This is a genomic window from Nonomuraea sp. NPDC050540, from assembly GCF_044457485.1.
Taxonomy (GTDB): Bacteria; Actinomycetota; Actinomycetes; order Streptosporangiales; family Streptosporangiaceae; genus Nonomuraea.
The window spans coordinates 669,247-690,798 of the sequence record NZ_JBITHA010000004.1; the positions used below are offsets into that span (position 1 = coordinate 669,247).

Sequence of the window (21,552 nt, forward strand, 5' to 3'; positions counted from 1 at the left end):
TGCGCTTCTCCAGTTTTGCCAGGACTTGATCCATTTGTCGGGAGACTAGAGCAAGCAGGCGACAGATTCCGCTAGATCAAGTAGGCGAGGCCGGTGTAGAGGACGATGCTGAACGCGACCAGGCCGAGAACGAAGGCGAACACCCAATCGGTGAAGCGCCAGCTCGCCCCGGAGAGCCGGGCGTAGACCTCAAGCCCGATCGGAATGACGACCACCTGGACCAGCGACACCACCAGCCCCAGGTGCAGCAGGGTTACTTCCCAAGAGGGCACGGACTTTCCCTGGGCGGCGGCCAGGGCCACGATTTCGCCGCGCCCCAGCCAAATCATGCAGGTGCCGTTGAAAATGATGAAACCCAGCGCGTCCACGGGTCCCAGGCCGGTCTTTTCTCTGCCGGCCGTCTTGTGGACGGGGCGGGACCATCTGACGACGGCCGCGGACCTGTTGGTCCAGGTGCGGCGCTTCCGCCGGGGAATGTAGGTGCGCGGGCTGAGCACCGCCCGGAAAAGGGAGAGGAGCCGGAACTTCTCCGGTATGCCAAACCTGACCCATTCTTCGCGGGCGACGGTCAGAATCGCCCGCGTCTCCAGAAGAAGCGCAAGAAGAAGGACAGGTACGACCTGCGCGACTAACGAGGCGTACTCCTTGGTCATCGCCCCAAGGTAGCGTGGCCCGCCTGGGCTTCCGCGACGGCCGGGCGGATCATCCACCGGTCGATGGGGTCCTCGGCGTAGGCGGTGAAGCCGTGGCGTTCGTACAGGCGCTGGGCCGGGCTGTCGCGCAGCACGATCAGCCGGAACACCTTCTCGTCCGTCAGCACCTTGTGGAGGATGGCGGTGCCCACGCCGCGTCCCTGTGTTGCAGGGGAGAGGTAGAAGTGCTCCAGCCAGACTCCGTCCTCAGCCGGTCGCAGGGCGATGCTGCCGGCGAAGGCGCCGTTCACCTCGACGATCGAGGTGTGCTCGGGGAGGAAGGCGTCCTTGAAGCGCTGTCTGACCCGGTTCGGGTCGAAGCGGCCGAGCCGTTCCAGGTCCGGGCGGAGCACGACGGCGCGGAGCTCGGCGATCGGGTCCCCGTCCGCCGGTACGGCAGGGCGTAGCGACCAGCCGTGCTCAGAGGTCAACGGAGAACTCCACCTGGATCAGCGGCCGGCCGTCGCCGAAGTCGTGGTCGCGTGTCGCGCCCGTCTCCGCGAAGCCGCTCTTGGTGTAGAAGCGGCGCGATCGCGGGGTGTCGCGCAGGGTCCACAGATGGGCGCGGGTGAAGCCGTCGTCCTTCAGCTGGGCGAGGGTGGCGGTCATCAGGGCGGGGGCGACGCCGGTGCCCCAGCCGTCGGGGTGGGCGTAGAAGCCGTGGACCTCGGCGATGCCGCTCACGGTCTGGGAGGGGCCGAACCAGGACAGCGCCAGCGGGCGGCCGTCGCCCTCGGCGATGGAGATCGTGTCCTTGAGCGGGGAGAGCCGGGCGTGCCAGCGGGTACGGCGGCTGCTCACCTGGTCGGCGGCGAAGGCCGGGTCGAAGAACGGCGCGTAGGCGACGGCCCAGGAGTCGGCATGGATCTCGCCGAGGACGTCCCCGTCTTCGATCGTCGCGTGTCTGATGGTGATGACCACTGTGCAACTCTAGCCAAATGCGGACAATTCTCATCATTGGCACCGTGGGTGCGGGCAAGACGTCGGCGGCCGAGGAGGTCGGCGAGCTGCTGGCGGCCGCCGGTACTCCGCACGGCGTCATCGATCTGGACGCGCTGTCGCGCGGGTGGCCGCCGCCCGCGGGGGACCGGTTCAACTTCGAGCTGACGGTGCGGAACCTGCGGAGCCTGGCGGCGAACTTCCGTGACACCGGCGCCGAGCGGCTGGTGCTCGCGGGGGTGGCCGAGAACGGCGAGCACCGCAGGAAGATCGCGGAGGCGGTGGGCGGCGAGCTCACGGTCTGCAGGTTGCGGGTCGACCTGGCCACCGTACGGGAACGGCTGGCCGGACGGCACGTGGACGACCCGGAAGGGCTCGGCTGGCACCTCAAGCGCTCCGTCGAACTCGACCGGATCCTGCGCGAAGCCCAGGTCGAGGACGTCGTCGTGGACGGCTCCGGCCCCGTGACCCAGGTGGCGAAAGAGATCCTGAGAACGATCGGCTAATCCCACAGCGGCAGGCGGGTGCCCGCGGCCCTCGCGACCGCCGCGCGATACAGGGCCTCCGCGGCGGCGACGTCCTGGATGGCGGTGCCCGTCGAGTCGAAGACGATGATCTCGTCGGCCGACAGCCGGCCGGGCCGGACACCGGTGATCACTTCGCCGAGCTCGGCCCGGACCGGGGTGTCCGGGCGGTGGTGGAGTTCGCCCACCTCGGCGCACTGGTGGGTGACGTCGGTGACGAGGGCGGCCCCGGCCAGCAGATCGGCGTGGAGCTCGCGTTTGGCCGGAGCGTCGGAGCCGATCGCGGCCACGAGACTGCCGGGCCGTACGTCGGCCAGGGAGAGATACGGCGTGGTCGACGGCGTCAGGGTGACGACCACGTCGGCGGCGCGGGCGGCGGCGCCGGGGGAGGGCGCGGCGGTGAGGTCGTGCGCGGCGGCGAAGCGCGCGGTCTTGTCCGGGTCGCGGCCCCACACGAGCACGCGGGAGATGTCGCGGACGGCGCGGATGGCCGCGACGTGGCTGGCGGCCTGCGCGCCGGTGCCGAGCACGGCGAGCGTGGCGGCGTCGGGGCGGGCCAGGTGCCGTACGGCCACCGCCGTGGCGGCGGCCGTACGCAGCCGGGTGACGGTGGCCGATTCGAGGAGGAGGACGGGCTGCCCGGTGCCGCCGTCGAACAGCGCGATGACGCCGACGATGCTGGGCTGCCCCAGAGTGGCGGGCCGGTCGTAGAAGCAGGCGCCGATCTTCACGCCCACGACGCCGCCGTGACCACTGGCCTTGATGTGGAACTCGCCCGGCGGGCTGTCCAGGTGGGCCAGCCGGCTGGGCAGGGTCCGGCCGAGGGCGTAGTCGGCGAAGGCGTTCTGCACGAGGTCGATGTAGTCGGCGGGCGCGAGCAGGCGTTCGACCTCCGACTGGGTGAGCATCAGCATGGCTGTCAGGCCCCCACGGTTCCGTCGACCGCTTCGCGCAGGAAGTCGGCGTGCCCGTTGTGCCGGGCGTACTCGTGGATCAGGTGGAGCATCACCATGCGCAACGACACCTCGGCCTCCCAGCGGGCGTTGTAGGCGGTCAGGTCCAGGGAGGCGGCCGCGCGTTCGATCCGGCGGGCGTGCTCGACCTCCGCCTCCCAGGCGCCGAAGGCCTCCTCGCGGGTTGCGCCGGTGGCGTCGTAGGCGGTCTGGAAGTCCCACAACGTCGCCGACCACACCATCGGCAGCTCCTCGCCGTCGACCACCCGGCGGAACCAGTGCCGCTCCACCTCGGCCATGTGCCGCACCAGCGCCATCAGCGACAGCGTGGACGGCGGCATGGACCTGCTGCGCAACTGCTCGTCGGACAGGTCGTCGCACTTCATGGCCAGGGTGGCGCGGTGAAAGTCCAGATAGGACCGGAGCATCTCGCGCTCGTCGGCGATCAGCGGAGGTCCCACACGCTCGGTCGTCATCCGGAGAGGCTACCGAGGCCTTGACGCTGCGTGCCAAGCCGGGGAGACTCCATCACATGTCGCTATAGTATTTTATTTCGAGGAGCACCCCCATTCCATGAGCGCCATCCTCGCGCTGGCCGCGTTCATCGCCGTCATCGTCATCTGGAACCTCGCCTTCAAGCGCAACATCGCCGAGTCCATGTTCGTCGGCTTCCTGGCCTGCACCGCCTTCGCTGGCCTGGGCGCACCCGCGCTCGCCTGGGAGAGCCTGATCGAGGGCATGAAGTCCGAGGTCACGTACGCCGCCCTGACCTTCGTCTTCGTCAGCGAACTGCTGACCAGGATCGGCCTGATCGGCCGGCTGATCGACATCCTGAGCTCGCTGCTCGGCCGGCGCCGCGGCGGCGCGCTCTACGCGGCCACGGTCGGCTCTGGCGCGTTCGGCGCCGTGGCGCACAACGGCGCGGCCATCGCCGCCACCATCGGCTCCATCGCGATCCCGTGGATGAAGCGCTCGAAGACCAGCGGCGACACCGCCGCCCTGGTCATCTCCGGCAACGCGGGCGTCGGCGCCGTCTTCCCCTTCAGCGGCGCGTTCTTCCTGCTGCTCGCCGCCCCGACGGTCGCGCCGGTGCTGAACGCCGACCAGATGATCGTGCCGATGTTCGTGGTCGCCGCGTGGACCGTGGTGATGCGGCTGGGCATCGCGTACGTGATCGTCCGGCGGCGCGGCGTCGACCGCATGGACCCGGGCGACGTGCACCCGCTCGCCGCGACCCTGCGCGCCGGCTGGCCCTCGATGCTGGTGCTGGCGGCGGTCGCGCTGCCGATCCTGGCCACCGCCGGCGCGGGCGCGCAGTGGGTCGTCGACCGGATCGGCGAGGACGCGGCCGACACGATCCCCGTGCTCTTCTGGCTGCCCATCTTCATGCTGGTCGTCGGGATGATCGTGGGCCATCGGAGGCTGCCGCGCCGTACCGGCGAATGGTGGGCGATGCTCGGCGAGATCAGCCCCAAGTTCGCCGTCGTGGGGCTGACCATGGTCTCGGCCTTCGCCGCGTCCGCCGCCCTGTCGACGCTCGGCCTGGGCGAGCAGCTCGCGCCGCTCATCCAGCGGATGCAGGGCGTGCCGGCGCCGGTCGTGGTCGTGGTCGTCGGCCTGGTCGTCCTGCTGGTGTCCGGGCCGCTGAGCACGACGGCCACGATCGCGGCGGTGGGCTCGGTCGGGTTCCTGGCGCTGACCGGCGCGGGCATCGAGCCGCACCTCGCCTACGCCGCGCTCATCGTTTGGGCCAGCGCGGAAGGCTGCTCCCCGCCCGGCGCGGCCCCGCTCTACGTCGCCGCCGGGATCGCCGGCAGCGACCCGGTGAAGATCTTCAGGCCGGTCATCGGCTACTACCTGGTCCCGTCGTTCGTGGCCGGGGTCGTGGTCGCGCTGAGCCTGCTGTGGATCCCGTTCTAAAGGAGGATGTCCCATGTACGCGCTGCTGCTCACCGTCTTCAGGCTGCTGCTGATCACCTTCGTGCTCGGCGGCGTGGCCGTGACGTTCTTCCAGGTGGCGGGCATCCTGATCGCCAGTCCGGGCCTGACGTCGTTCTTCGGCGGCGACTTCGCCGACTGGACCTGCGTCGTGGCCGCGCTGGCGGGGATCGTCTCGTTCCTGCAGCTCTACACGAAGGGCGCGAAGGGGGCGAAGGACGCCGAGGAGCTGGTCTAGCCGGCCGCCGCGACGGGCCGCTGCTTCCTGCGCCGGTTGGCATTCTGCAGATGTTCGCGCATCCGGATCGAGGCGATCTCGGGGTTGCCCTCCGCCAGGGCCTCGTAGATCGCGCGGTGCTCCCTGGCCGCGTGCTCGGCACCGGTGTTGCCGAGCCGCGAGAAGAGGCGGAAGCGCTGCACCTGGCCGTTGAGCGAGCGGTAGGCGGTCTCCAGGAACAGGTTGTCGCACTGCTGGGCGATCAAGCCGTGGAAGCGGTCGTCGGCCGCCCAGTAGGAGCGGAAGGAGCTCGACTCGGTGTCGGCCAGGCCCACCGAGCGGTCGAGCTCCTCGACCGCCGCCAGCAGTTCCTCCAGGAACTCCGGCGTGGTGCGCCGGCAGGTCTCGTAGGCCAGCGCCGGCTCCAGGACCAGCCGGGCGTCCATCAGCTTGCCGATCTCCCTGTCGGTGAACATCGGCGCGACCCGGTAGCCCTTGAGCGCCTCGCGGACCACCAGGCCGGTGTGCTCCAGCCGGGCGAGTGCCTCGCGCAGCGGGGTCTGGCTGACGTCGAGTTCGCGCGAGAGGGCGCCGATGTTCAGGGGGGAGCCGGGAGCCCGCTTTCCGGTCATGAACTGGTCGAGCAGCACCTCGTACATCTGGTCGGCCAGGGGCTGCTTCTTCTTGCGGGCCTCGGACATCACGTTCCTCTCGTCGAGCCGATTATCCCAGGCGATCGGCTCCAGGATTTATCGCTATAGTATAGTTTTGAAGGAAAGGATCTCCCTCATGCGTGTGCTCGTGACCACGGCCTGGCTCCAGCCCGGCGATCATGTCGACCGGCTGCTCCAGGAGGAGGGCCTCGAGGTCGTCCACAAGCGCTCCGGCCGGCTCGTCGACCTCGTGCGGGAGGTGGACGGCGTGGTCGCCGGCACGGACGCCTTCACCGCCGAGGTCCTCGCCGCCGCGCCGAAGCTCAAGGTCATCGCACGCACCGGCGCCGGCTACGACAACATCGACACCCAGGCGGCCACCGAGCGCGGCATCGCCGTATGCCCGACTCCGGGCGTCAACCGGCGCGCGGTCGCCGAGCACACCCTCGCCCTGATGCTCAACTGCGCCCGGCTGCTGCCCCAGAACATCCTGTCGGTCAGGAGCGGCGGCTGGGAGCAGCCGAGCGGCCGCGAGCTGGCGGGGGCGACGCTGGGCATCGTGGGTCTCGGCGCCATCGGCAAGTCGGTGGCCGAGCTGGGCAGCCTGCTCGGCATGGACGTGCTCGCCTACGACCCCGACCTCGACCGCGACTTCGCCGCCCGCACCGGCGTGCGCGCCGTTCCGCTGGACGAGCTGCTGCGCCGGTCCGACTTCGTCAGCCTCCACATCTTCCTCGACGCCTCCACCCGCCACCTGATCGACGCCGCCGCGCTGGCCACGATGAAGCCCACCGCGTACCTGATCAACACCGCCCGCGGCGGCGTGATCGACGAGGACGCGCTGGCCGACGCCCTCGAACGCGGCGAGCTGGCGGGCGCCGCGCTCGACGTGGTCGAGGTCGAGCCGCTGCCCGCCGCCAGCCGCCTGCGCGCGCACGACAACGTGATCGTCACCGCCCACGTCGGCGCCGCCACCGCCGAGTCCCGCGCCCGCTCCGGCCGGATGGCCGCGCAGGCGGTCATCGACGTCCTGAACGGCCGCGCCCCCGCCTTCACCGTCAACCCCCCGAAGGTGTCCTGACATGCGCTTCGACGCGAACCTGAAGTGGTTGTTCACCGAGCTGCCGTTCGAGTCGCGCTTCGACGCCGCGGCCGCGGCCGGCTTCGAGGGCGTCGAATACCCCGATCCCTACGACCACGACCCCGCCGCCCTCGCCCGCCTCCTGCGCGAAGCCGGGCTCGAACAGGTGCTCATCAACACGCCGCAGGGCGCCGACGCCTGCCGCGCCGCCGGCTTCCGCGAGGGCTTCGACCGGGCGATGGAGTACGCGCTCGCGCTCGGCGCCGGCCTCGTCCACGTCCGCGCCGGCACCCGGCCCGAGGACGTCAGCCGCGAGCGCGCCGAGGCCCGCCTGGTCGCCAACCTCGCCTGGGCCGCCGGCCGGTCGCGCGGCAGCGGCGTACGCCTGGTGCTGGAGGCCCAGAACCATCGCGACAGCCCCGGCCGCGTCCTGCGCACCCAGGCGCAGGCCGCCGCCGTGGCCGAGGCGCTCGACGCCGACCACGTGGGCGTGCTGTTCGACCTCTACCATGCCCAGGTCGACGAGGGCGATCTGACCACCAGGGTGCGCGAGCTGGCGCCGCACACCTTCCACTACCAGGTCGCCGACCCGCCCGGCCGGCACGAGCCCGGCACCGGCGAGATCGGCTGGCGCGCGGTCTTCGCCGCCATCCGCGAGAGCGGCTACCGAGGCTGGATCGGCTGCGAATACCAGCCCCGAGGCCGCACCCTCGACGGCCTCGGCTGGATCGAGGAGCTGGCCGGATGACCCGCATCGCGCTCATCAGCGCCACCCCCGCCGCGATCGCCCCCGCCGTCGCGGGCCTGGCCGACGCGTTCCCCGAGGCCGAGCCCTGGAACCTGCTCGACGACAAGCTCCTCGCCGACGCCCGCGCGGGCGGGCCGAGCGCGCGCATGTCCGCCCTCATCGGCTACGCGGTCGACGCGGGCGCGCACGGAGTGCTGCTGACCTGCTCCCTGTACGGCGAAGCCGCCCGATCGGCCGATCGAGGGATCCCCGTCCTGGCCCCCGACGACGCCGCGTTCACCAAGGTGGCCGAGTCCGGATACCGGCGCGTCCTGACGGTGGCCAGCCTGGAGGAAGCGCTGGCCGACTCGGTCGCCCGCCTGACCGGGGCGGCGCCGGGCGTGGCCGTGGACGGCGTGGTCAGCCCGGCCGCCTTCCAGGTCACCGACGGGCGGGCGCTGGCCCGAGCGCTCCACGACACCTGCGCCCCTTACACGGCCGGGGTGGAGGCGGTGGTGCTGGCCCAGTACTCGCTGGCCCCGGCCGCGGCCGAGCTGGCCGGGTCGCTCGGCCTCCCGGTGGTCTCCGGCCCGCACACCGCCGCCGCCGCGCTCCGGCGCGCCGTCCTGGAAGGCGAGCGGCCATGATCGGCGCCATCGCCGACGACGTCACCGGCGCCACCGACGTCGCGGTCGCGCTGCACCGGCACGGCCTGCGCACCCTGCTCTTCTTCGACACCCCCGCCGCCGCGACCGACCTGCCCCCGCACGACAACCCCGCCGCCGAGGCCGGTCTTCCCCCGCACGACGCCGTCGTCATCGCGCTGAAGACGCGGACGGCGCCCCGCGCGCAGGCCGTCGAGCGGTCGCTCGACGCCCTGGACTGGCTGCGCGCCCACGGCGTCGGCCAGGTCTACTTCAAGTACTGCTCCACCTTCGACTCCACCCCGGACGGCAACATCGGCCCGGTACTCGACGCCCTGGCCGACGCCCTCGACGCGCCGCTGGTCGCGATGACCCCGAGCTCGCCCGAGCACGGCCGGACGCAGTACCTCGGCCACCTGTTCGTGGGCGAGAGGCTCCTGTCGGAGTCGCACATGCGCGACCACCCGCTCACGCCGATGACCGACTCCTACCTGCCGCGCGTCCTGGAAGCCCAGTCCGCGCACCGGGCCGGGGTGGTCCCGCTGGAGACGGTGCGCGGGGGACCGGCGGGCATCGGCAGGCGGCTGGCCCACCTGCGGCGCGAGGGCGTCCGGTACGCCCTGGTGGACGCGGTCGAGGACGGCGACCTGACCGCGGCCGGGCAGGTGCTGGGCGGCCTGCGCCTGGTCGCGGGCGCGGCGGGGCTCGCCGCCGGACTCGCTCGGGCCCACGAGGTCGGCAAGATCCACGAGGCCGTGGGGGACTCGCCCGCGCGCGTGCCGGCGGGGCGCGCGGCCGTACTGGCGGGGAGTTGTTCCGCGCGCACGCTCGAACAGGTCCGCGCGGTGATCGAGCACGGACGGCCCGCCCACCGCCTGGACGCCCTCGCCGAGCCTGACCCCGAGGCGCTCGCCGCGAACGCCCTGGCCTGGTACGACGCCCAGCGGCCCGAGGACGGCGCCCCGCTGATCTACTCCAGCCTGCCCCCGGCCGGGCTGCACGAGGTTCAGCGCGCGCTGGGCCGTGAGCGGTCGGCCGAGCTACTGGAGTCCGCGCTGGGCGAGATCGCCCGCGGCCTGGTCGAGCGCGGTGTCACCCGGCTGGTCGCGGCCGGTGGCGAGACCTCGGGCGCGGTCGTCCGCGCGCTCGGCGTCACCGGCGGCGTGATCGGGCCCGAAGCGGCCCGGGGCGTCCCCTGGATCTTCACCCCGTCGCTCACCCTTCTGCTCAAGTCGGGCAACTTCGGCGAGCCCGGCCTGCTGCTCGACGCCTCACGATCGGAGACCCCATGAAGCTGTTCAGCACCTTGGCCGTGAAGAAGGCCTTCGACGACGTGCTCCTCGCGGAGTTCACCGGCAGGACCGGCATCGCGGTCGACGGCGTCTACGACCCGACCACGCAGCTGATGGCCCGCATCCGGGCAGGTGAGCGCCCCGACGTGATGATCGCCGTCACCTCCGCCTTCGACGAGCTGAACGGCGCCGCCGTCCTCGACCTGTCCACGAAGACGGCGATCGCGAAGACCGGCGTGGGCCTGGCGGTGCCGCCCGGCGCGCGGCTCCCGGACGTCACCACGCTCGACGCCTTCAAACGGGCCCTGCTCGACGCCCGCAGCGTGGCCTACTCGCGCACCGGCGCGAGCGGCATCTACTTCGCCCGCCTGATCGAGGAGCTCGGCATCGCCGAGGAGGTCAACGCCCGCGCCACCGTGATCGACAAGGGCTTCATCGCCCACGCCGTGGTGGACGGCCGCGCCGACATGGCGATCCAGCAGCTCAGCGAGCTGCGCTTCGTCCCGGACGCCCGGATCGCCGGGCCGTTCCCGGCCGAGGTGCAGCATTACAGCGAGTTCTCCGCCGTGGCCGCCACGGCGGCCGACGGCGAGGCCGCCGCCTTCCTCGCCTTCCTCACCTCCGACGAGGCCCGGCGAGCCTACGGGCAGACCGGCCTGGAACTGCCCTGACCGATATCCACGGGGTGCGGGCGCACGCCCGCACCCCCTCGCTCAGTTCACGTCGATGGTGAACGTCGAGGTCGTGTTGCGGATGTCGGTGTGGTTGCCGCTGAAGCGCAGCCCGTTGAACGTCACCGAGCCCACCGCCGGACCCTGGCCGGGCTCCGGCAGTTCGTTCGCCCACAGGCCGAAGCCCGACTTGGCGTCGAAGGCGTCACCCGACTTGCGCGCGCCGCTGATCGAGATGTCGGTGAGGACCGTGTCGGTGATCGGGTTCACCGGCCGGCCGCCCAGATACTGCGTCTGGAACATGATCCCCGAGTACGTCGGATCCACGATGTCCACGTCGCTGATCCTGATGCCCTGGAACACCTTCGACGCGGAGAACAACCAGATCGCCGGGAACGTCTGCTGTCCCCAGAAATGCCCGCCCGCCCGGACGATCGAGATGTTCTCGAACCGGGTCGGCGTGGGGCCGAAGCCCCGCATCTGGATGCCGAAGTCCAGCGAGCTGACCGTGATGCCGGAGTAGACGAGCGTGTCGGCTATGTAGATGTTCCTGAACACGTTGTCCTGCCCGCCGTACACGGCCACGCCGGCCGCCCGCCAGGTCAGGGTCGAGGTCAGGTTCTCGTAGACGTTGCCCGTCTGGTCGGCGTCGTTGATGTCGATCGCGGCGAACAGCGCGAAGCTGTCGTCGCCGGTGCCGCGTGCCTCCACGTTCCTGACCGTGTTGTCCGAGCTGCCGTTGGTCAGGTTGATCGCGTCGGCGAACGTGTCACGCACCCGCGAGTTCGTCACGGTCAGGTTGCGCATGTTGGTGCCCCAGAGCATGCACATCTGGTGCTCGACCCACACGTTGTCGATGGTGACGTTCGCGACGCCGTTGAGGTCCCAGACCTTGCCGGGGCCGTCGTTGCGGATCACGTAGTTGCCGAACGAGGCGAACCCGCTGAACGACGAGCCGCCGGCCGAGCTCTGCACGTCGAACCCGACGTTCGTGTTCTCCTGCCCGGAGGGCGACAGGAACCGGGTGAACCACGGGCCCGCGCCGGTGACCTTCACGGCCTTGCCGTACACCTGGAACTTCTGCGCGGTCGGGTAGTCGCCGGCGGGCAGGTAGACGCCCACGAGCGCGGGGTCCTGGCGGGCGCGGTCGAGCGCGTTCTGCACGTCCTGGTGCGTGAATCCAGCCGGTACGGCATAGCGTGCCGGATCCGGGTTGCCCTGCGGCGTGGCCTGCTCCAGGTTGATGAAGTCGATCGCGAACGTGCCGCCGTTGGCCGCGTCCTTCTGCAGTTTGATCTTGCTGCCCTGCGGCACGGTGGTGCCGAGCGTCATGTTGGCCTCGTCGTAGATGTGGCGGGGCGGGCCGGCGCCGGGCGAGTTGCCCGGATTGGCCTCGTCGCCGTAGAGCCAGGCGTACTTCGAGGTCAGGTTGATGGCCTTGAGGAAGGTCCCGTTGACGTAGACGTTCAGCGTCGAGGTGGTGCCGTCGGGGATGGAGTAGCGGGTGACCAGCGTGTTCGCCGCGGCCCTGGTGGTGAACTCGACCGAGGCGCCGGTGGAGTTCAGCAGGACTGCGCGCCGTCCCGAGGCCTCGCCGGCCGGGTCGCCGATGGTGCGGTTCGGGCCCACGAGCTGCGCGCCGCCGCCGGGCACGCCGTCCTCCGCCTCGTACATGTCGTAGGGCAGGTTGGCGCCCCTGCCCACGAACAGGGTCTGCGTGGTGGTGTTGTTGGCCCGCTTGACCGGCAGCTCGTTGGCGTCGTCCGCGATGACGGTCTTGACGGTGTACTTGCCGTTGGCCGCGGTCCAGGTGCCGAGCGTGATCGGCGGGGCGGTGGCGCCGGCGTTGATGACGCCGGAGTGGGAGCCGGTCAGCGTGCGGATGACGGTGCCGGACTCGTTGGCGACGGTCAGCGTGACCCCGTGCGCGCCGCCGGCGGAGGCGAGGTTGCCCTGGTTCTTGATCGCGACGGAGAACGTGACCGTGTCACCGGCCGCCGGGTTGCCCGGCGTCCAGCCGACAGGCGCGGCGAGCAGGTCGGAACTGTCCACGGGCCGGACGGTCAGCGGGTTCGGGTGGTTGTAGGTGTTGTTGCCCTCGTTCTGCTCGATGACGGCGTTGCCCTCGTCGACCTTCGCCGACAGCGGGTACGAGCCGGCCGGGCGGGTGCCGATGCCGGCCGACACCGTGGCCGAGGCCCCGGCGGCGAGCGCGGCCACGTTCGCGGTGCCCGCCTTGGTGGTGCCGAGGTACAGGTTGACGTCCGTGGCGCCGGACGGCTCGGTGCCGACGTTCCTGACGGTGGCCGACAGGGTGACGGCGTCGCTTTCCACCGGGTTCGCGGGGGAGGCGGACATGCCGGTGACGGTCAGGTCGGGGTTCGGCGCCGGGGTGCCGATCACCTGGAGCTCGGCCACCTGGCCGTTCGGCGCCCCCGTGTTGGCGCTGAACGACAGCCGCACGCCGGCCAGGCGCGCGTTCAGGGGGATCGTCACCGTGTTGCCGGAGGCCGGGTTGAAGGTGTAGGCGGCGCTCGCCTTCCTGACGGTGTAGCCCGAGGCGCTCTGGTCGCGGCCGAGCACCTGGAGGGTCTGTGTCCGGGTGGCCCAGGCGGCGTCGGGGTTGAGCTTGAGGACGAGGGAGGAGACGTCGGCGTTGGCGCCGAGCTCGACGGTGAGCGTGTTCGGGTACCCGCCGCCGCCTTCCCAGTAGGTGGCGAGGTTGCCGTCGTTGGCGTTGGCCGGGACATAGACCCAGGTGGAGCCGCTGGCGGTGATCGGCTTGTTCAGGGCGAGGTTGGTGCCGCCGCCATCGCCCGACCTGGTCACCGTGTCGCTCTCGGGGGAGCGGTTGCCTGCCGCGTCCTTGGCTTTCACGTAGTAGGAGACGGTGGCGGTGGGCGGCTGGCTATCCGTATACGTCAGGATGTTTCCGCCGACTGTGGCCCTGAGGGCGTTGTTCGCGTAGATCTCATACCCCGTCACCCCGACGTTGTCGGTGGAGGCATGCCAGGTCAGCCTGATCTGGCCGCTCGCCGGCTCGGTGAAGGCCAGGTTGCCCGGGGCCGCCGGGGGTTGGGTGTCGGGGCCGGTGGCCGGGCCGTACACCTCGAGCTCCGAGATCTGACCCGCCGGCCAGCCGGTGTTCGCCGTGATCGACAGGCGCACGTAGCGGGTGCTGACCGCGGTGACGTCGATGGTCGCCGTGGGGCTGAACGTGTGGGTCGCCTGGGCGCCGATGGTGGTGAAGGTCGTCCCGTCGGTGCTGCCCTGCACGGTCATCGTCTGGGTACGGCTCGGCCAGCCGGCGGGCAGCTTGAGCACCAGCCGATCGACCGTGACGGCGGAGCCCAGGTCGACCTGGACCCACTGGGGGAGGGCGTTGTTGGCCGACTCCCAGTACGTGGCCTGGTCGCCGTCGGTGGCTCTGGAGGCGGGGTAGACGTCGGTGAAGCTGCCGGCCGAAGCGGGCTTGCCGAGGGCGAGGTTGGGGCCTGCCTGGGCTTGGGCAGGGTGGGGCGTCAGAACGAAGGATAAGGCGAGTGCGAGTAACGCGAGCATGCGTCTCATGGGCGGGCCCTTCGTGACGGGGGGTGGCCAAACCATAAGATGACGAACAAATGACTGCAATATTTCGACTGGATTGCGCAAATTCTCGACAAGCCTGCGGGAGCGTTCCAGAGGCCGTTGGGCTGGCAGGACGAGCCGGGAAATCCCTCGACCCGCGCGCAAGGGCTTACGTCACACCCCCGCAAGCCCACGCAAGCCCATGACGTGGATTTGCGCCCGGTCTCGCACACCACGCGACTGTGTGCCCCCATCGGTCAGGGGTGCGTGCCGTCGCGGGGTGGGGCTTGAAACCCGGATCGTCGGCATCTCGGCGCGTCGGGATGTGCAGGGCTGGATGGGTGCGAGGTGGGGTATGGGCTGCTTGTGCTTTATGTCTTTGGGTTTGAACAGACCGGTGTCGTGCTGAGCGACCTCTACTTCATCGACCCGAAACCAGCCAAAGGCCAGGAAGGTCCCGAGCATGGCGTCCGGCTGGAGGTCAGAGAGCTCGAGCGGGGCGCGCTCAAAGGGACGATCTACTCGGCCCAGCCCATCGCCGTAGGCCGGCCTATCTGGCGGGTGGACCTGCTGGAGTCGGTGGAAGGTACGCCGGGCAGCTTCGACAGGACCCACCACCATCCGGAGTTCACCGGATGGGATCCGAGCTCACGCGTCTTCGACCGGGCGCTCACCGCCGACCCCTTGGGTTGGCTGAACGACCGGCTCACCGAGGCCGCCGGGCCGCTGGCCGTGCTCGACGAGGCGGATCGGGGCGCGCTTCGCCGGGCCGTACCGGAAATCGTGGAGGCGGCGGGGCGGTTGCTCGACGGCGTGCGCGCAGGCACGCTTGGCACCGCCCCCTCCTCTGGCGCGCCCCTGACGGACGCGCGGGCCGGTTGGCTGTAGCTCAGAGCTTGACGAGCTTGGCGTACGGCACCGTGATGCGAAGGGTCTCCGTGCCGAAATCAACGACAACGGCGACATCCTTCTCCACCCGGATGACCGAGCCCAGCCCGTATTTGTCATGGCTGACCAGGTCCTGCACCTCGAAGTCGGGCATCGGAGGCGCAGGGGCCTGAGGAACGTTGAAGGGACTTCCTGGCAGGGGACGCCGGACCGCGGCTGTTCTGGGTTTCATTACGGTAAGTATGAGCCCATTTGACACGCGGCGGGGGTTTTCTGGATATCAATCCGTACTCGGCGGCGCTCGCCGGCCCGTTTCCCTCGGCCAGCACCCGGCTGCGGCCACAAAAGATCTACGTGACCGGCCAGGTCAGACACACTTTCCACCGGCCGCCGCCGCGTCCGTCCGCAGATCAACGGTGCGTGGATGCTGGAGGAGCAGGCTCCCACGGGCGGTACGAACACGAGCTTACGGCAGACAGGCATCCACCACTCCGGCCTCATGCGAAAGGCGCGGGCATTTCTATGCGGTACGCCGCCGGTGGAGCAGGGCCTCGACCATCGAGGTGAGCAGGAATCCCATCGCGACCAGGGCCAGGCCGTGCTCGACCCACTGGGCGGCCGGCCCCCACTTCAGCGACTCGGCCAGCAAGCTCTGCGGCACCCCGGTGGCCAGGCCGATCACGTGGGTGAGGACCACCCAGCCCGCGACGACGCCCATCGCCCACACGGCCCATGGGGGGTATCGGTCGACGGACAGGGAGTTGCCGAGTCGGATCGCCGCCAGAGCGCGATTAATGGCCATATGATCCACTATGGCACTTCCCGGTTTGACCTGACGCCGGTGTCAACGTTCTAGCGTTCCGGACCATGAAGTTCGGCATCAGCTACAGCACGCCCTACTACGGCGTCGACCCCCAGAAGATCGTGGCCTTCGCCCAGCTCGCGGAGGAATGCGGCTTCGAGTCGATCTACCTGCCCGAGCACATCGTCCTGTATCCGGGGGCCAAGGTGGGGACGTTCGAGATACCACCGGCGCTGCCGTACCTGGACCCGCTCGACTGCCTGTCCTTCATCGCCGCCGCCACCGAGCGCATCCTGCTCGGGACCGGGGTACTGCTGCTGCCGTACCACCACCCGGTGATCCTCGCCAAGCGCCTGGCCACGGTCGACGTACTGTCCGGAGGCCGCATGCGCCTGCTCACCGTCGGCCTCGGCGCGCTGCCCGGCGAGGCCGAGGCGATCGGCGTCGACTTCGCCACCCGCGGCCGCCGCGCCGACGAAGCCATCGACGTCCTGCGCCTGTTGTGGGCAGGCGGCGAAGAGGGCGTCAGCCACTCCGGCGAGTTCTTCACCTTCACCGACCTGGTCAGCTTCCCCAAACCCCACCAGGCCACCCACCTGCCCATCCACGTGGGCGGCTCCAGCCGCCCCGCCGCCCGCCGCGCCGGCCGCCTCGGCAACGGCTACTTCCCCGGCGGCCGCCCGGACCCCGCGCAGTGGGACCTGGTCCGAGCCACCGCCGCCGAGTCCGGCCGCGACCCCGACACCCTGGAATACACCAGGACCGCCACCATCGACCTGTCTCCGGAACGGCTCGCGGACCTGACCGCCGAAGGCGTCACCCGAGTAGTCGTCAGCACTTCGGCCACCTCGCTCGACCAGCAACGCAAGGAACTAACCGACTTCTCCCACCGCTTCGGCCTCTAAGAGCACCGACATGGAATCCCAGGCCAGGGCAAGGCGGGTCGGCGGGTAGGTTATGGATCATGCTCATTGATCTCACGGACAGAACGGCCCTGGTCACCGGCTCCACTCAGGGCATCGGGGCGGCGATCGCGGCGGGCCTGGCGCGGGCCGGTGCCCGGGTCGGGGTCAACGGCCGGAGCAGGGAGTCGACCGCGGCGGCGGCGTCCCGGTTGAGCAGTGAGGTGCCGGGCGCCCAGGTCGTCGCGGTCGCGGCGGATCTGGCGACCGAGGAGGGCACCGCGGCCGCCGTGGAAGCCCTGCCGGACGTCGACATCCTCGTCAACAACCTGGGGATCTTCGAGTCGCGCCCCGCCCTGGAGATCGACGATGCCGAGTGGCGCCGCTACTTCGAGGTCAACGTCCTGGCCGGTGTCCGGCTGACGCGCGCGTACCTGCCGGGCATGATGGAGCGCTCGTTCGGCCGGGTGCAGTTCATCGCCAGCGACTCGGCCGTCGCGATCCCCGCCGAGATGATCCACTACGGGATGAGCAAGACCGCGCTCCTGGCGATCTCCCGCGGCTTCGCCAAGGCAGCGGCGGGAACCGGCGTCACGGTCAACTCCGTGATCGCCGGCCCCACCCACACCGGCGGCGTCGAGGACTTCGTCTACCAGCTCGTCGACCGCGACCTGCCCTGGGACGAGGCACAACGCGCCTTCATGCGCGAGCACCGCCCGCAGTCGCTCCTGCAACGCCTCATCGAGCCGGAGGAGATCGCCAACATGATCGTCTACCTCAGCTCGGCGCAGGCCTCGGCGACCACCGGCGGCGCCCTCCGCGTCGACGGCGGCTACGTCGACGCGATTCTCCCCTGACGAGGAAGCCCGCTCGCTGGATACGTTCGCCCCCATGGGCGAAAGAACAAGATCACTGAGTACGGCACTCGCGATGGCGCTTGACGTAGCCGACCCCCGGACGGCCTACCGGGTGTGCGGCACGAGCGCCGCACTCCTTCAAGGCGTCCCCCTCCCCGCCAGAGACGTCGACATCTTGCTCGCCGATCGGGAGGACCTGGACAGGTTCGCCGCGGCACTCGCCGCCTTCCCCTGCCTGTACGAAGCCTCGTGGCTCCCCGAAACCTCGCAGTACTTCACCAGGTTCGACGTGAACGGCGTCGACGTCGAACTCAGCACGGTCGAGCGGCCGGCCGATTCGGACGCCCTCGAATGCGTGGGCAGCGGACCATGGGAGCACCACGTCCTGATCACGTGCGGCTCTCACCAGGTGCCCGTCGTCCGCCTGGAACTCCGGCTGGCCACCGAACTTCTGCGCGACCGGCCCGACCGATACGACCCTCTCCTGGACCACCTGATTACGCACGGGTTCGACGCCGATCTGCTGGAACGCGCGATGGACGCCCACGCCATCCCCGCGCACCACCGGCGGCTCGTCCACGCCCGCCTGCGGCTATGACACCAGCAGCAGTCGCACGTCCTCGGCCTCCGGCACGTCGAGCCGGTCGAAGATCTTCAGCGCCTCGGTCAGACAGGCCCGCGCCCGCCCCGGCTGCCCCCGTTCACCAAGCGCCCGGCCGAGCACGGTGAGGGCCATCCCCTGCCCCCACTCGTCGCCCGTGTTCGTCAGCACCGCCAGCGCGTCCTCCGCATGGTCGATCGCGCGCTCGGAACTACCGACCAGGAGGTAGGTCTCGGCCATCCGAAACAGCGTAGCCCCCTCCCACTCCCGTTTCTTCAGCTTGCGATTTTCGATCAGCGCCGCCTCCAGCTCGGCCAGCGCCTGCTCAGGATGTCCCGCTTCGCGCAGGACCACGCCCAGCTGGTACGCGGCCGCCGCGTCCTTCCTGCCGTCGCCCACCTCCAGCATGATCTTCTCGGCCTCCCTGGCGGCGTCGAGCGCCTCGCCCATACGGCCCAAATCAGCCAGGGTGCGCGCGAGGTTCCCGAGCGCGACCGACACGTTGGACACGTCGCCGAGCGAGCGCCACACCTCGGCGGCCTGCCGGTACCAGCCCGCCGCCCCCTCCATTTCCCGCCGGCCCATCGCACTGCGGGCCAGCAGGTTGAGCGCGTCGGCGTACGTGTCCAGATCGCCGTGCTCAAGGCTGAGGTCGCGCGCGGCCAGGCCGTCTTCCATGGCCGCGTCGAGTTTGCGCCTGTTCACCCGGGTGATCCCGCGCACGCAGCGCGCCTGCGCCTCCAGAGCCCCGTCCGCGCGGTCCGCCGCCGCGGCGATCAGCAGGTCGCCCAGCCGCTCATAGCGGGCGGTGTCGGACTCGAAGCCGATCACGTCGGTGGTCAGGTCGAGCAGGATGATGGCCTGGCCCAGTTCGTCGCCGGGGGTGCGCGCGATCTGTTCGAGGCAGCTGAGCAGGCCTTGCTCCTCCTCATCCGCCCAGTCGACGACGGCGGCTTCGTCGGCGAAGCGCAAGCCGGCCGAGCGCGTGACGACCTTGTCCGGGCGCAGGTCGCCCAAGAACGTCAACCGGAGCGCCGCGGCCGCCGTGGCCAGGTAGAAGTCCAGCATCCTGGCGAGCGCGGCCCGCCGTACCCCTGAATCGTCAGGGCGTGATCGGGCGTAGATCTTGAGCAGGTCGTGGAAACGGTAGCGGCCGGGAGAGGGCGACTCCAGCATGCTCAGGTTGACCAGCGCCTCGCACACCTCCTCCGCGTCCGGCTCCGGCAGGTCGAGCAGCGCCGCCGCGACCGGCAGCGACAACATCGCGGCATCCGGTACGGCCAGCAGCTGGAACGCCCGCGCATGCACCGCGTCGAGCTGGTCGTACCCCAGCGAGAACGTCGCCTCGATCGCCAGATCGCCCGCCCTCAGCTCGGCCATCCTGCGCCGCTCGTCCGACAGCCGGTCGCGCATCGTGGCCACGCTCCAGCTCCGCCGCGCGGCCAGCCGTGCGGCGGCGATCCTGATCGCCAGCGGCAGGAACCCGCAGGCCGCGACCAGGTCCATGGCGGCCCCGCGTTCGGCGGAGACCCGCTCCTGCCCGACGATCGTGGTGAACATCAGCAGCGCCTCGGCCGGCCCCAGGACCTCGAGGTCCACCTGCCGCGCCCCGGACAGTCCGGTCAGCCGGGCCCTGCTCGTGACGATCACCCCGCACCCCGCCGAGCCGGGCATCAGCGGCCGTACCTGACCGGCGCCGGACGCGTTGTCGAGCACCACGAGCACCCTCCGGTCGGCGAGCGCGGTTCGGTACTCCGCCGCTCGCTCGGCCAGGTCCTCCGGCGGCTCCTCGTACCCGAGCGCGCGCAGGAACCCGCCGAGCACCACCCCGGGCTCGACCGGCCGCGCGCTCGACCCGCGCAGGTCGACGAAGAGCTGCCCGTCAGGATAGTGACCGGCCAGCCGATGGGCCGCGTGCACGGCCAGCGTCGTCTTGCCCACCCCGCCCGCCCCGGACACGGCCGAGATGACCAGGGCCGACGCCTCGCCGGAACCCAGCGCGGCCACCATGCCCTCCACCTCGCGCTGACGGCCGGTGAAGTCGGCCGCGTCGGACGGCAGCTGCCGGGGCACCTGCCGCGGCGGGACACGTTCGGACGGTCGGCCGAGCGCCACGTCCGCGCTGATGATCCGCTGGTACAGCTCCGCGAGCTCCGGGGAGGGGGCCACGCCCAGCTCCCGGTCCAGCAGCTCGCGGGTGTCGGTGTAGACGCCGATCGCCTCGGCCTGCCGGCCCGCGAGGTAGAGGGCCAGCATCAGCAGCGCGCGCATCCGCTCATTGGTCGGGTGGTCGGCGCACAGCGCGGTGAGCTCGGGGACGACGTCCGCATGCCTGCCGTTTCCGAGATCGGCGTCCAGGCGGCACTCGAGCGCGGCCAGCCGCCGCTCGTTCAGGCGCGTGCGCTGGGCCTCGGCGAAGAAACCGTCCAGGCCGGCCAGCGGCTCTCCCTGCCAGAGGGCGAGCGCCTCGGAGTAGCGCTGCTCGCCGTACAGACGCTCAAATCGGACGACGTCGCGCTCACCGCCGAGCAGGACATAACCATGACCGACGGACGACAACACCTCCGCGCCGAGCACCCCGCGCAGGCGCGAGATGTAGGTCCGCAGCGTGCTGAGCGCCGTGCGCGGCTGCTCGTCACCCCAGATCGCGTCGATGAGCAGGTCCGGGCCGGTCGCCCTGCCCTCGGCGAGCAGCAGTACGGCCAGCACCATCCGTTGCTGCGGCGAGCCGAGCTTCAGTTCCGTGTCACCGCGCCAGGCGCGCAACGGGCCGAGCAGCGAGAACCGCAGGTCGTCCGCCATCGTCGTCCTCCTAACCGCAGGGGTCTGCCGCTTCTGCGCCTCCCTCGGTGAAGTCGCTGCCTCGATCGGCTGACGGAGGGTGTTCTGGGTGCCCGCAATCGTAGAGGATCTACTTCTCGACGATCGTCCACCCTTGGCTCTGAGCTTTGAGCAACTCCCGGATGAGGCTACGGGCGTTGGAGTCCCGTTCGGCGATCACCCGCAACGTGCCGGCGGCCCGCCCAACCCGCTCGACAATCGCCGCGATGACATCAACCGATTCTCCCTCAGCACCGATGAACGTCTCGAAGCCAGGTTCCGGCTGAAAACATCCCCACCAGTCGAGCATTACGCAAAGAGCGGTCTGCCTTGCCGGCCCGGGATGCTCGGCGATGATTCCCAGGAGGACGTCGGTGCCTGCGACGACGGCTGGATAGAGCGTCCCGGCGTGGTCGTTCCCGATCACTGATCGAATATGAGTGCCTTGCTCCCTATCTCCGCGCAGGGCGGCGAAGGCCTCCGGAACGGCTTCAGGCCGGTACCACTCCGGCCCGGGGATCGCCGCCCAATCCACAGCCTGTGGGTTCATGGGGGGGTGTCCCTATGGTTTTCGTCAAGTGGCCAGGGCTTGCTGGGTTCGGGTTTTCCGTCGGGATTGGTAGGGCTTGCGGTCGCGGAGCATGGCGTAGATGACGTCTGAGCGGCGGCGGGCCAGGCAGATGAGGGCGGCGTTGTGTTTTTTGCCCTCGGCGCGTTTCTTGTCGTAGTACTCGCGGCTCTCGGGATCGGCCAGGGAAGCGAACGCGGCCAGGAACATGGCGCG

At 70.6% G+C, this 21,552-nt stretch carries 23 protein-coding genes and 1 pseudogene; 12 read left to right on the top strand and 12 right to left on the bottom strand.

From position 1 onward, the window contains the following. Positions 1-71: 71 nt before the first annotated feature. From ACIBI5_RS17860 to ACIBI5_RS17870, 3 genes are read right to left on the bottom strand one after another with little or no spacing between them, the layout of a single operon-like run. Complete coding sequence (locus tag ACIBI5_RS17860; protein ID WP_397247978.1) at positions 72-653, bottom strand: hypothetical protein; 582 nt, start codon at positions 651-653, stop codon at positions 72-74. After that, positions 650-1,123, bottom strand: coding sequence for a GNAT family N-acetyltransferase (locus ACIBI5_RS17865; protein WP_397247980.1), 474 nt, complete (start codon positions 1,121-1,123; stop codon positions 650-652). The genes ACIBI5_RS17860 and ACIBI5_RS17865 overlap by 4 nt, the downstream gene beginning before the upstream one ends. Next, complete coding sequence (locus ACIBI5_RS17870) at positions 1,113-1,613, bottom strand: GNAT family N-acetyltransferase (protein WP_397247982.1); 501 nt, start codon at positions 1,611-1,613, stop codon at positions 1,113-1,115. Before ACIBI5_RS17870 ends, ACIBI5_RS17865 begins: the two co-directional genes overlap by 11 nt. 17 nt (positions 1,614-1,630) lie before the next feature. On the opposite strand from ACIBI5_RS17870, the gene ACIBI5_RS17875 reads away from it, so the two are divergent. Next, entirely contained in the window at positions 1,631-2,137 is a 507-nt protein-coding gene (locus ACIBI5_RS17875; protein WP_397247984.1) for an AAA family ATPase, read from the top strand. Here the strand turns inward: ACIBI5_RS17875 and ACIBI5_RS17880 are convergent. Further along, positions 2,134-3,069 carry an ornithine cyclodeaminase family protein gene (locus tag ACIBI5_RS17880; RefSeq protein WP_397247986.1) on the bottom strand — a complete coding sequence of 312 codons (936 nt, stop codon included), beginning with the start codon at positions 3,067-3,069 and terminating at the stop codon, positions 2,134-2,136. The two genes, ACIBI5_RS17875 and ACIBI5_RS17880, sit on opposite strands and share 4 nt — an antisense overlap. Positions 3,070-3,074: 5 nt before the next feature. After that, entirely contained in the window at positions 3,075-3,584 is a 510-nt protein-coding gene (locus tag ACIBI5_RS17885) for a DinB family protein (protein WP_397247988.1), read from the bottom strand. 97 nt (positions 3,585-3,681) lie between these two features. Here ACIBI5_RS17885 and ACIBI5_RS17890 point away from each other — a divergent pair, with 97 nt between their 5' ends. Continuing rightward, complete coding sequence (locus ACIBI5_RS17890; protein WP_397247990.1) at positions 3,682-5,028, top strand: TRAP transporter large permease subunit; 1,347 nt, start codon at positions 3,682-3,684, stop codon at positions 5,026-5,028. Positions 5,029-5,041: 13 nt separating this feature from the next. Further along, positions 5,042-5,284, top strand: coding sequence for a hypothetical protein (locus ACIBI5_RS17895; RefSeq protein WP_397247992.1), 243 nt, complete (start codon positions 5,042-5,044; stop codon positions 5,282-5,284). Here the strand turns inward: ACIBI5_RS17895 and ACIBI5_RS17900 are convergent. Then, positions 5,281-5,964: a GntR family transcriptional regulator gene (locus tag ACIBI5_RS17900; protein WP_397247994.1), complete on the bottom strand. Its 684-nt coding sequence runs from the start codon at positions 5,962-5,964 to the stop codon at positions 5,281-5,283. The genes ACIBI5_RS17895 and ACIBI5_RS17900 overlap by 4 nt on opposite strands. An 88-nt stretch (positions 5,965-6,052) precedes the next feature. Between ACIBI5_RS17900 and ACIBI5_RS17905 the strand changes: the two genes are divergently transcribed. Genes ACIBI5_RS17905 through ACIBI5_RS17925 form a run of 5 tightly spaced genes read left to right on the top strand, consistent with a single transcriptional unit; the run spans position 6,053 to position 10,331 of the window. Then, the gene (locus tag ACIBI5_RS17905) at positions 6,053-6,997 is read left to right on the top strand and encodes a phosphoglycerate dehydrogenase (RefSeq protein WP_397247996.1); all 945 of its coding nucleotides are present in this window, start codon (positions 6,053-6,055) and stop codon (positions 6,995-6,997) included. A 1-nt stretch (position 6,998) separates the two neighbouring features. Further along, the gene (locus ACIBI5_RS17910; protein WP_397247998.1) at positions 6,999-7,745 is read left to right on the top strand and encodes a hydroxypyruvate isomerase family protein; all 747 of its coding nucleotides are present in this window, start codon (positions 6,999-7,001) and stop codon (positions 7,743-7,745) included. Next, positions 7,742-8,371: a hypothetical protein gene (locus ACIBI5_RS17915; RefSeq protein ID WP_397248000.1), complete on the top strand. Its 630-nt coding sequence runs from the start codon at positions 7,742-7,744 to the stop codon at positions 8,369-8,371. Before ACIBI5_RS17910 ends, ACIBI5_RS17915 begins: the two co-directional genes overlap by 4 nt. Then, entirely contained in the window at positions 8,368-9,660 is a 1,293-nt protein-coding gene (gene otnK / locus ACIBI5_RS17920) for a 3-oxo-tetronate kinase (RefSeq protein ID WP_397248002.1), read from the top strand. Before ACIBI5_RS17915 ends, otnK begins: the two co-directional genes overlap by 4 nt. Beyond that, entirely contained in the window at positions 9,657-10,331 is a 675-nt protein-coding gene (locus ACIBI5_RS17925; RefSeq protein WP_397248004.1) for an extracellular solute-binding protein, read from the top strand. Before otnK ends, ACIBI5_RS17925 begins: the two co-directional genes overlap by 4 nt. Before the next feature lie 42 nt (positions 10,332-10,373). Here the strand turns inward: ACIBI5_RS17925 and ACIBI5_RS17930 are convergent, their stop codons facing one another. Then, positions 10,374-13,901, bottom strand: a complete 3,528-nt coding sequence (locus ACIBI5_RS17930) for a discoidin domain-containing protein (protein ID WP_397248006.1) — start codon at positions 13,899-13,901, stop codon at positions 10,374-10,376. Between the two features lie 399 nt (positions 13,902-14,300). On the opposite strand from ACIBI5_RS17930, the gene ACIBI5_RS17935 reads away from it, so the two are divergent. Further along, on the top strand, positions 14,301-14,786 hold the full coding sequence (locus ACIBI5_RS17935; protein WP_397248008.1) for a hypothetical protein: 486 nt from the start codon (positions 14,301-14,303) through the stop codon (positions 14,784-14,786). A 1-nt stretch (position 14,787) separates the two neighbouring features. Here ACIBI5_RS17935 and ACIBI5_RS17940 read toward each other — a convergent pair whose 3' ends face one another. Both ACIBI5_RS17940 and ACIBI5_RS17945 read right to left on the bottom strand, forming a co-directional pair. Continuing rightward, positions 14,788-14,940: a hypothetical protein gene (locus tag ACIBI5_RS17940; protein WP_246508322.1), complete on the bottom strand. Its 153-nt coding sequence runs from the start codon at positions 14,938-14,940 to the stop codon at positions 14,788-14,790. Between the two features lie 366 nt (positions 14,941-15,306). After that, positions 15,307-15,588, bottom strand: a complete 282-nt coding sequence (locus ACIBI5_RS17945; protein WP_397248010.1) for a hypothetical protein — start codon at positions 15,586-15,588, stop codon at positions 15,307-15,309. 65 nt (positions 15,589-15,653) lie between these two features. Here ACIBI5_RS17945 and ACIBI5_RS17950 point away from each other — a divergent pair, with 65 nt between their 5' ends. The 3 genes from ACIBI5_RS17950 (at position 15,654) to ACIBI5_RS17960 (ending at position 17,945) form a co-directional block, all read left to right on the top strand. After that, the gene (locus tag ACIBI5_RS17950) at positions 15,654-16,493 is read left to right on the top strand and encodes an LLM class F420-dependent oxidoreductase (RefSeq protein WP_397248012.1); all 840 of its coding nucleotides are present in this window, start codon (positions 15,654-15,656) and stop codon (positions 16,491-16,493) included. 59 nt (positions 16,494-16,552) lie between these two features. Beyond that, positions 16,553-17,347, top strand: a complete 795-nt coding sequence (locus tag ACIBI5_RS17955) for an SDR family NAD(P)-dependent oxidoreductase (protein WP_397248014.1) — start codon at positions 16,553-16,555, stop codon at positions 17,345-17,347. Positions 17,348-17,420: 73 nt separating this feature from the next. Then, positions 17,421-17,945, top strand: coding sequence for a hypothetical protein (locus ACIBI5_RS17960; RefSeq protein ID WP_397248016.1), 525 nt, complete (start codon positions 17,421-17,423; stop codon positions 17,943-17,945). Here ACIBI5_RS17960 and ACIBI5_RS17965 read toward each other — a convergent pair. From ACIBI5_RS17965 to ACIBI5_RS17975, 3 genes and pseudogenes are all read right to left on the bottom strand, one after another. Beyond that, on the bottom strand, positions 17,940-20,750 hold the full coding sequence (locus tag ACIBI5_RS17965) for a BTAD domain-containing putative transcriptional regulator (RefSeq protein ID WP_397248018.1): 2,811 nt from the start codon (positions 20,748-20,750) through the stop codon (positions 17,940-17,942). The genes ACIBI5_RS17960 and ACIBI5_RS17965 overlap by 6 nt on opposite strands. 109 nt (positions 20,751-20,859) lie before the next feature. Then, positions 20,860-21,318 carry a hypothetical protein gene (locus ACIBI5_RS17970; protein ID WP_397248020.1) on the bottom strand — a complete coding sequence of 153 codons (459 nt, stop codon included), beginning with the start codon at positions 21,316-21,318 and terminating at the stop codon, positions 20,860-20,862. A 24-nt stretch (positions 21,319-21,342) separates the two neighbouring features. Beyond that, positions 21,343-21,552: pseudogene (locus ACIBI5_RS17975) on the bottom strand (IS110 family transposase); the annotation flags it as partial.

Excerpts from the sequence above, each read along its gene's own strand:
- ACIBI5_RS17860 (WP_397247978.1), bottom strand. The coding sequence starts at position 653 with ATGACCAAGGAGTACGCCTCGTTAGTCGCGCAGGTCGTACCTGTCCTT.
- ACIBI5_RS17875 (WP_397247984.1), top strand. The coding sequence starts at position 1,631 with ATGCGGACAATTCTCATCATTGGCACCGTGGGTGCGGGCAAGACGTCG.
- ACIBI5_RS17880 (WP_397247986.1), bottom strand. The coding sequence starts at position 3,069 with ATGCTGATGCTCACCCAGTCGGAGGTCGAACGCCTGCTCGCGCCCGCC.
- ACIBI5_RS17885 (WP_397247988.1), bottom strand. The coding sequence starts at position 3,584 with ATGACGACCGAGCGTGTGGGACCTCCGCTGATCGCCGACGAGCGCGAG.
- ACIBI5_RS17890 (WP_397247990.1), top strand. The coding sequence starts at position 3,682 with ATGAGCGCCATCCTCGCGCTGGCCGCGTTCATCGCCGTCATCGTCATC.
- ACIBI5_RS17895 (WP_397247992.1), top strand. The coding sequence starts at position 5,042 with ATGTACGCGCTGCTGCTCACCGTCTTCAGGCTGCTGCTGATCACCTTC.
- ACIBI5_RS17900 (WP_397247994.1), bottom strand. The coding sequence starts at position 5,964 with ATGTCCGAGGCCCGCAAGAAGAAGCAGCCCCTGGCCGACCAGATGTAC.
- ACIBI5_RS17905 (WP_397247996.1), top strand. The coding sequence starts at position 6,053 with ATGCGTGTGCTCGTGACCACGGCCTGGCTCCAGCCCGGCGATCATGTC.
- ACIBI5_RS17910 (WP_397247998.1), top strand. The coding sequence starts at position 6,999 with ATGCGCTTCGACGCGAACCTGAAGTGGTTGTTCACCGAGCTGCCGTTC.
- ACIBI5_RS17915 (WP_397248000.1), top strand. The coding sequence starts at position 7,742 with ATGACCCGCATCGCGCTCATCAGCGCCACCCCCGCCGCGATCGCCCCC.
- otnK (WP_397248002.1), top strand. The coding sequence starts at position 8,368 with ATGATCGGCGCCATCGCCGACGACGTCACCGGCGCCACCGACGTCGCG.
- ACIBI5_RS17925 (WP_397248004.1), top strand. The coding sequence starts at position 9,657 with ATGAAGCTGTTCAGCACCTTGGCCGTGAAGAAGGCCTTCGACGACGTG.
- ACIBI5_RS17930 (WP_397248006.1), bottom strand. The coding sequence starts at position 13,901 with ATGAGACGCATGCTCGCGTTACTCGCACTCGCCTTATCCTTCGTTCTG.
- ACIBI5_RS17940 (WP_246508322.1), bottom strand. The coding sequence starts at position 14,940 with ATGCCCGACTTCGAGGTGCAGGACCTGGTCAGCCATGACAAATACGGG.
- ACIBI5_RS17945 (WP_397248010.1), bottom strand. The coding sequence starts at position 15,588 with ATGGCCATTAATCGCGCTCTGGCGGCGATCCGACTCGGCAACTCCCTG.
- ACIBI5_RS17950 (WP_397248012.1), top strand. The coding sequence starts at position 15,654 with ATGAAGTTCGGCATCAGCTACAGCACGCCCTACTACGGCGTCGACCCC.
- ACIBI5_RS17955 (WP_397248014.1), top strand. The coding sequence starts at position 16,553 with ATGCTCATTGATCTCACGGACAGAACGGCCCTGGTCACCGGCTCCACT.
- ACIBI5_RS17960 (WP_397248016.1), top strand. The coding sequence starts at position 17,421 with ATGGCGCTTGACGTAGCCGACCCCCGGACGGCCTACCGGGTGTGCGGC.
- ACIBI5_RS17965 (WP_397248018.1), bottom strand. The coding sequence starts at position 20,750 with ATGGCGGACGACCTGCGGTTCTCGCTGCTCGGCCCGTTGCGCGCCTGG.
- ACIBI5_RS17970 (WP_397248020.1), bottom strand. The coding sequence starts at position 21,318 with ATGAACCCACAGGCTGTGGATTGGGCGGCGATCCCCGGGCCGGAGTGG.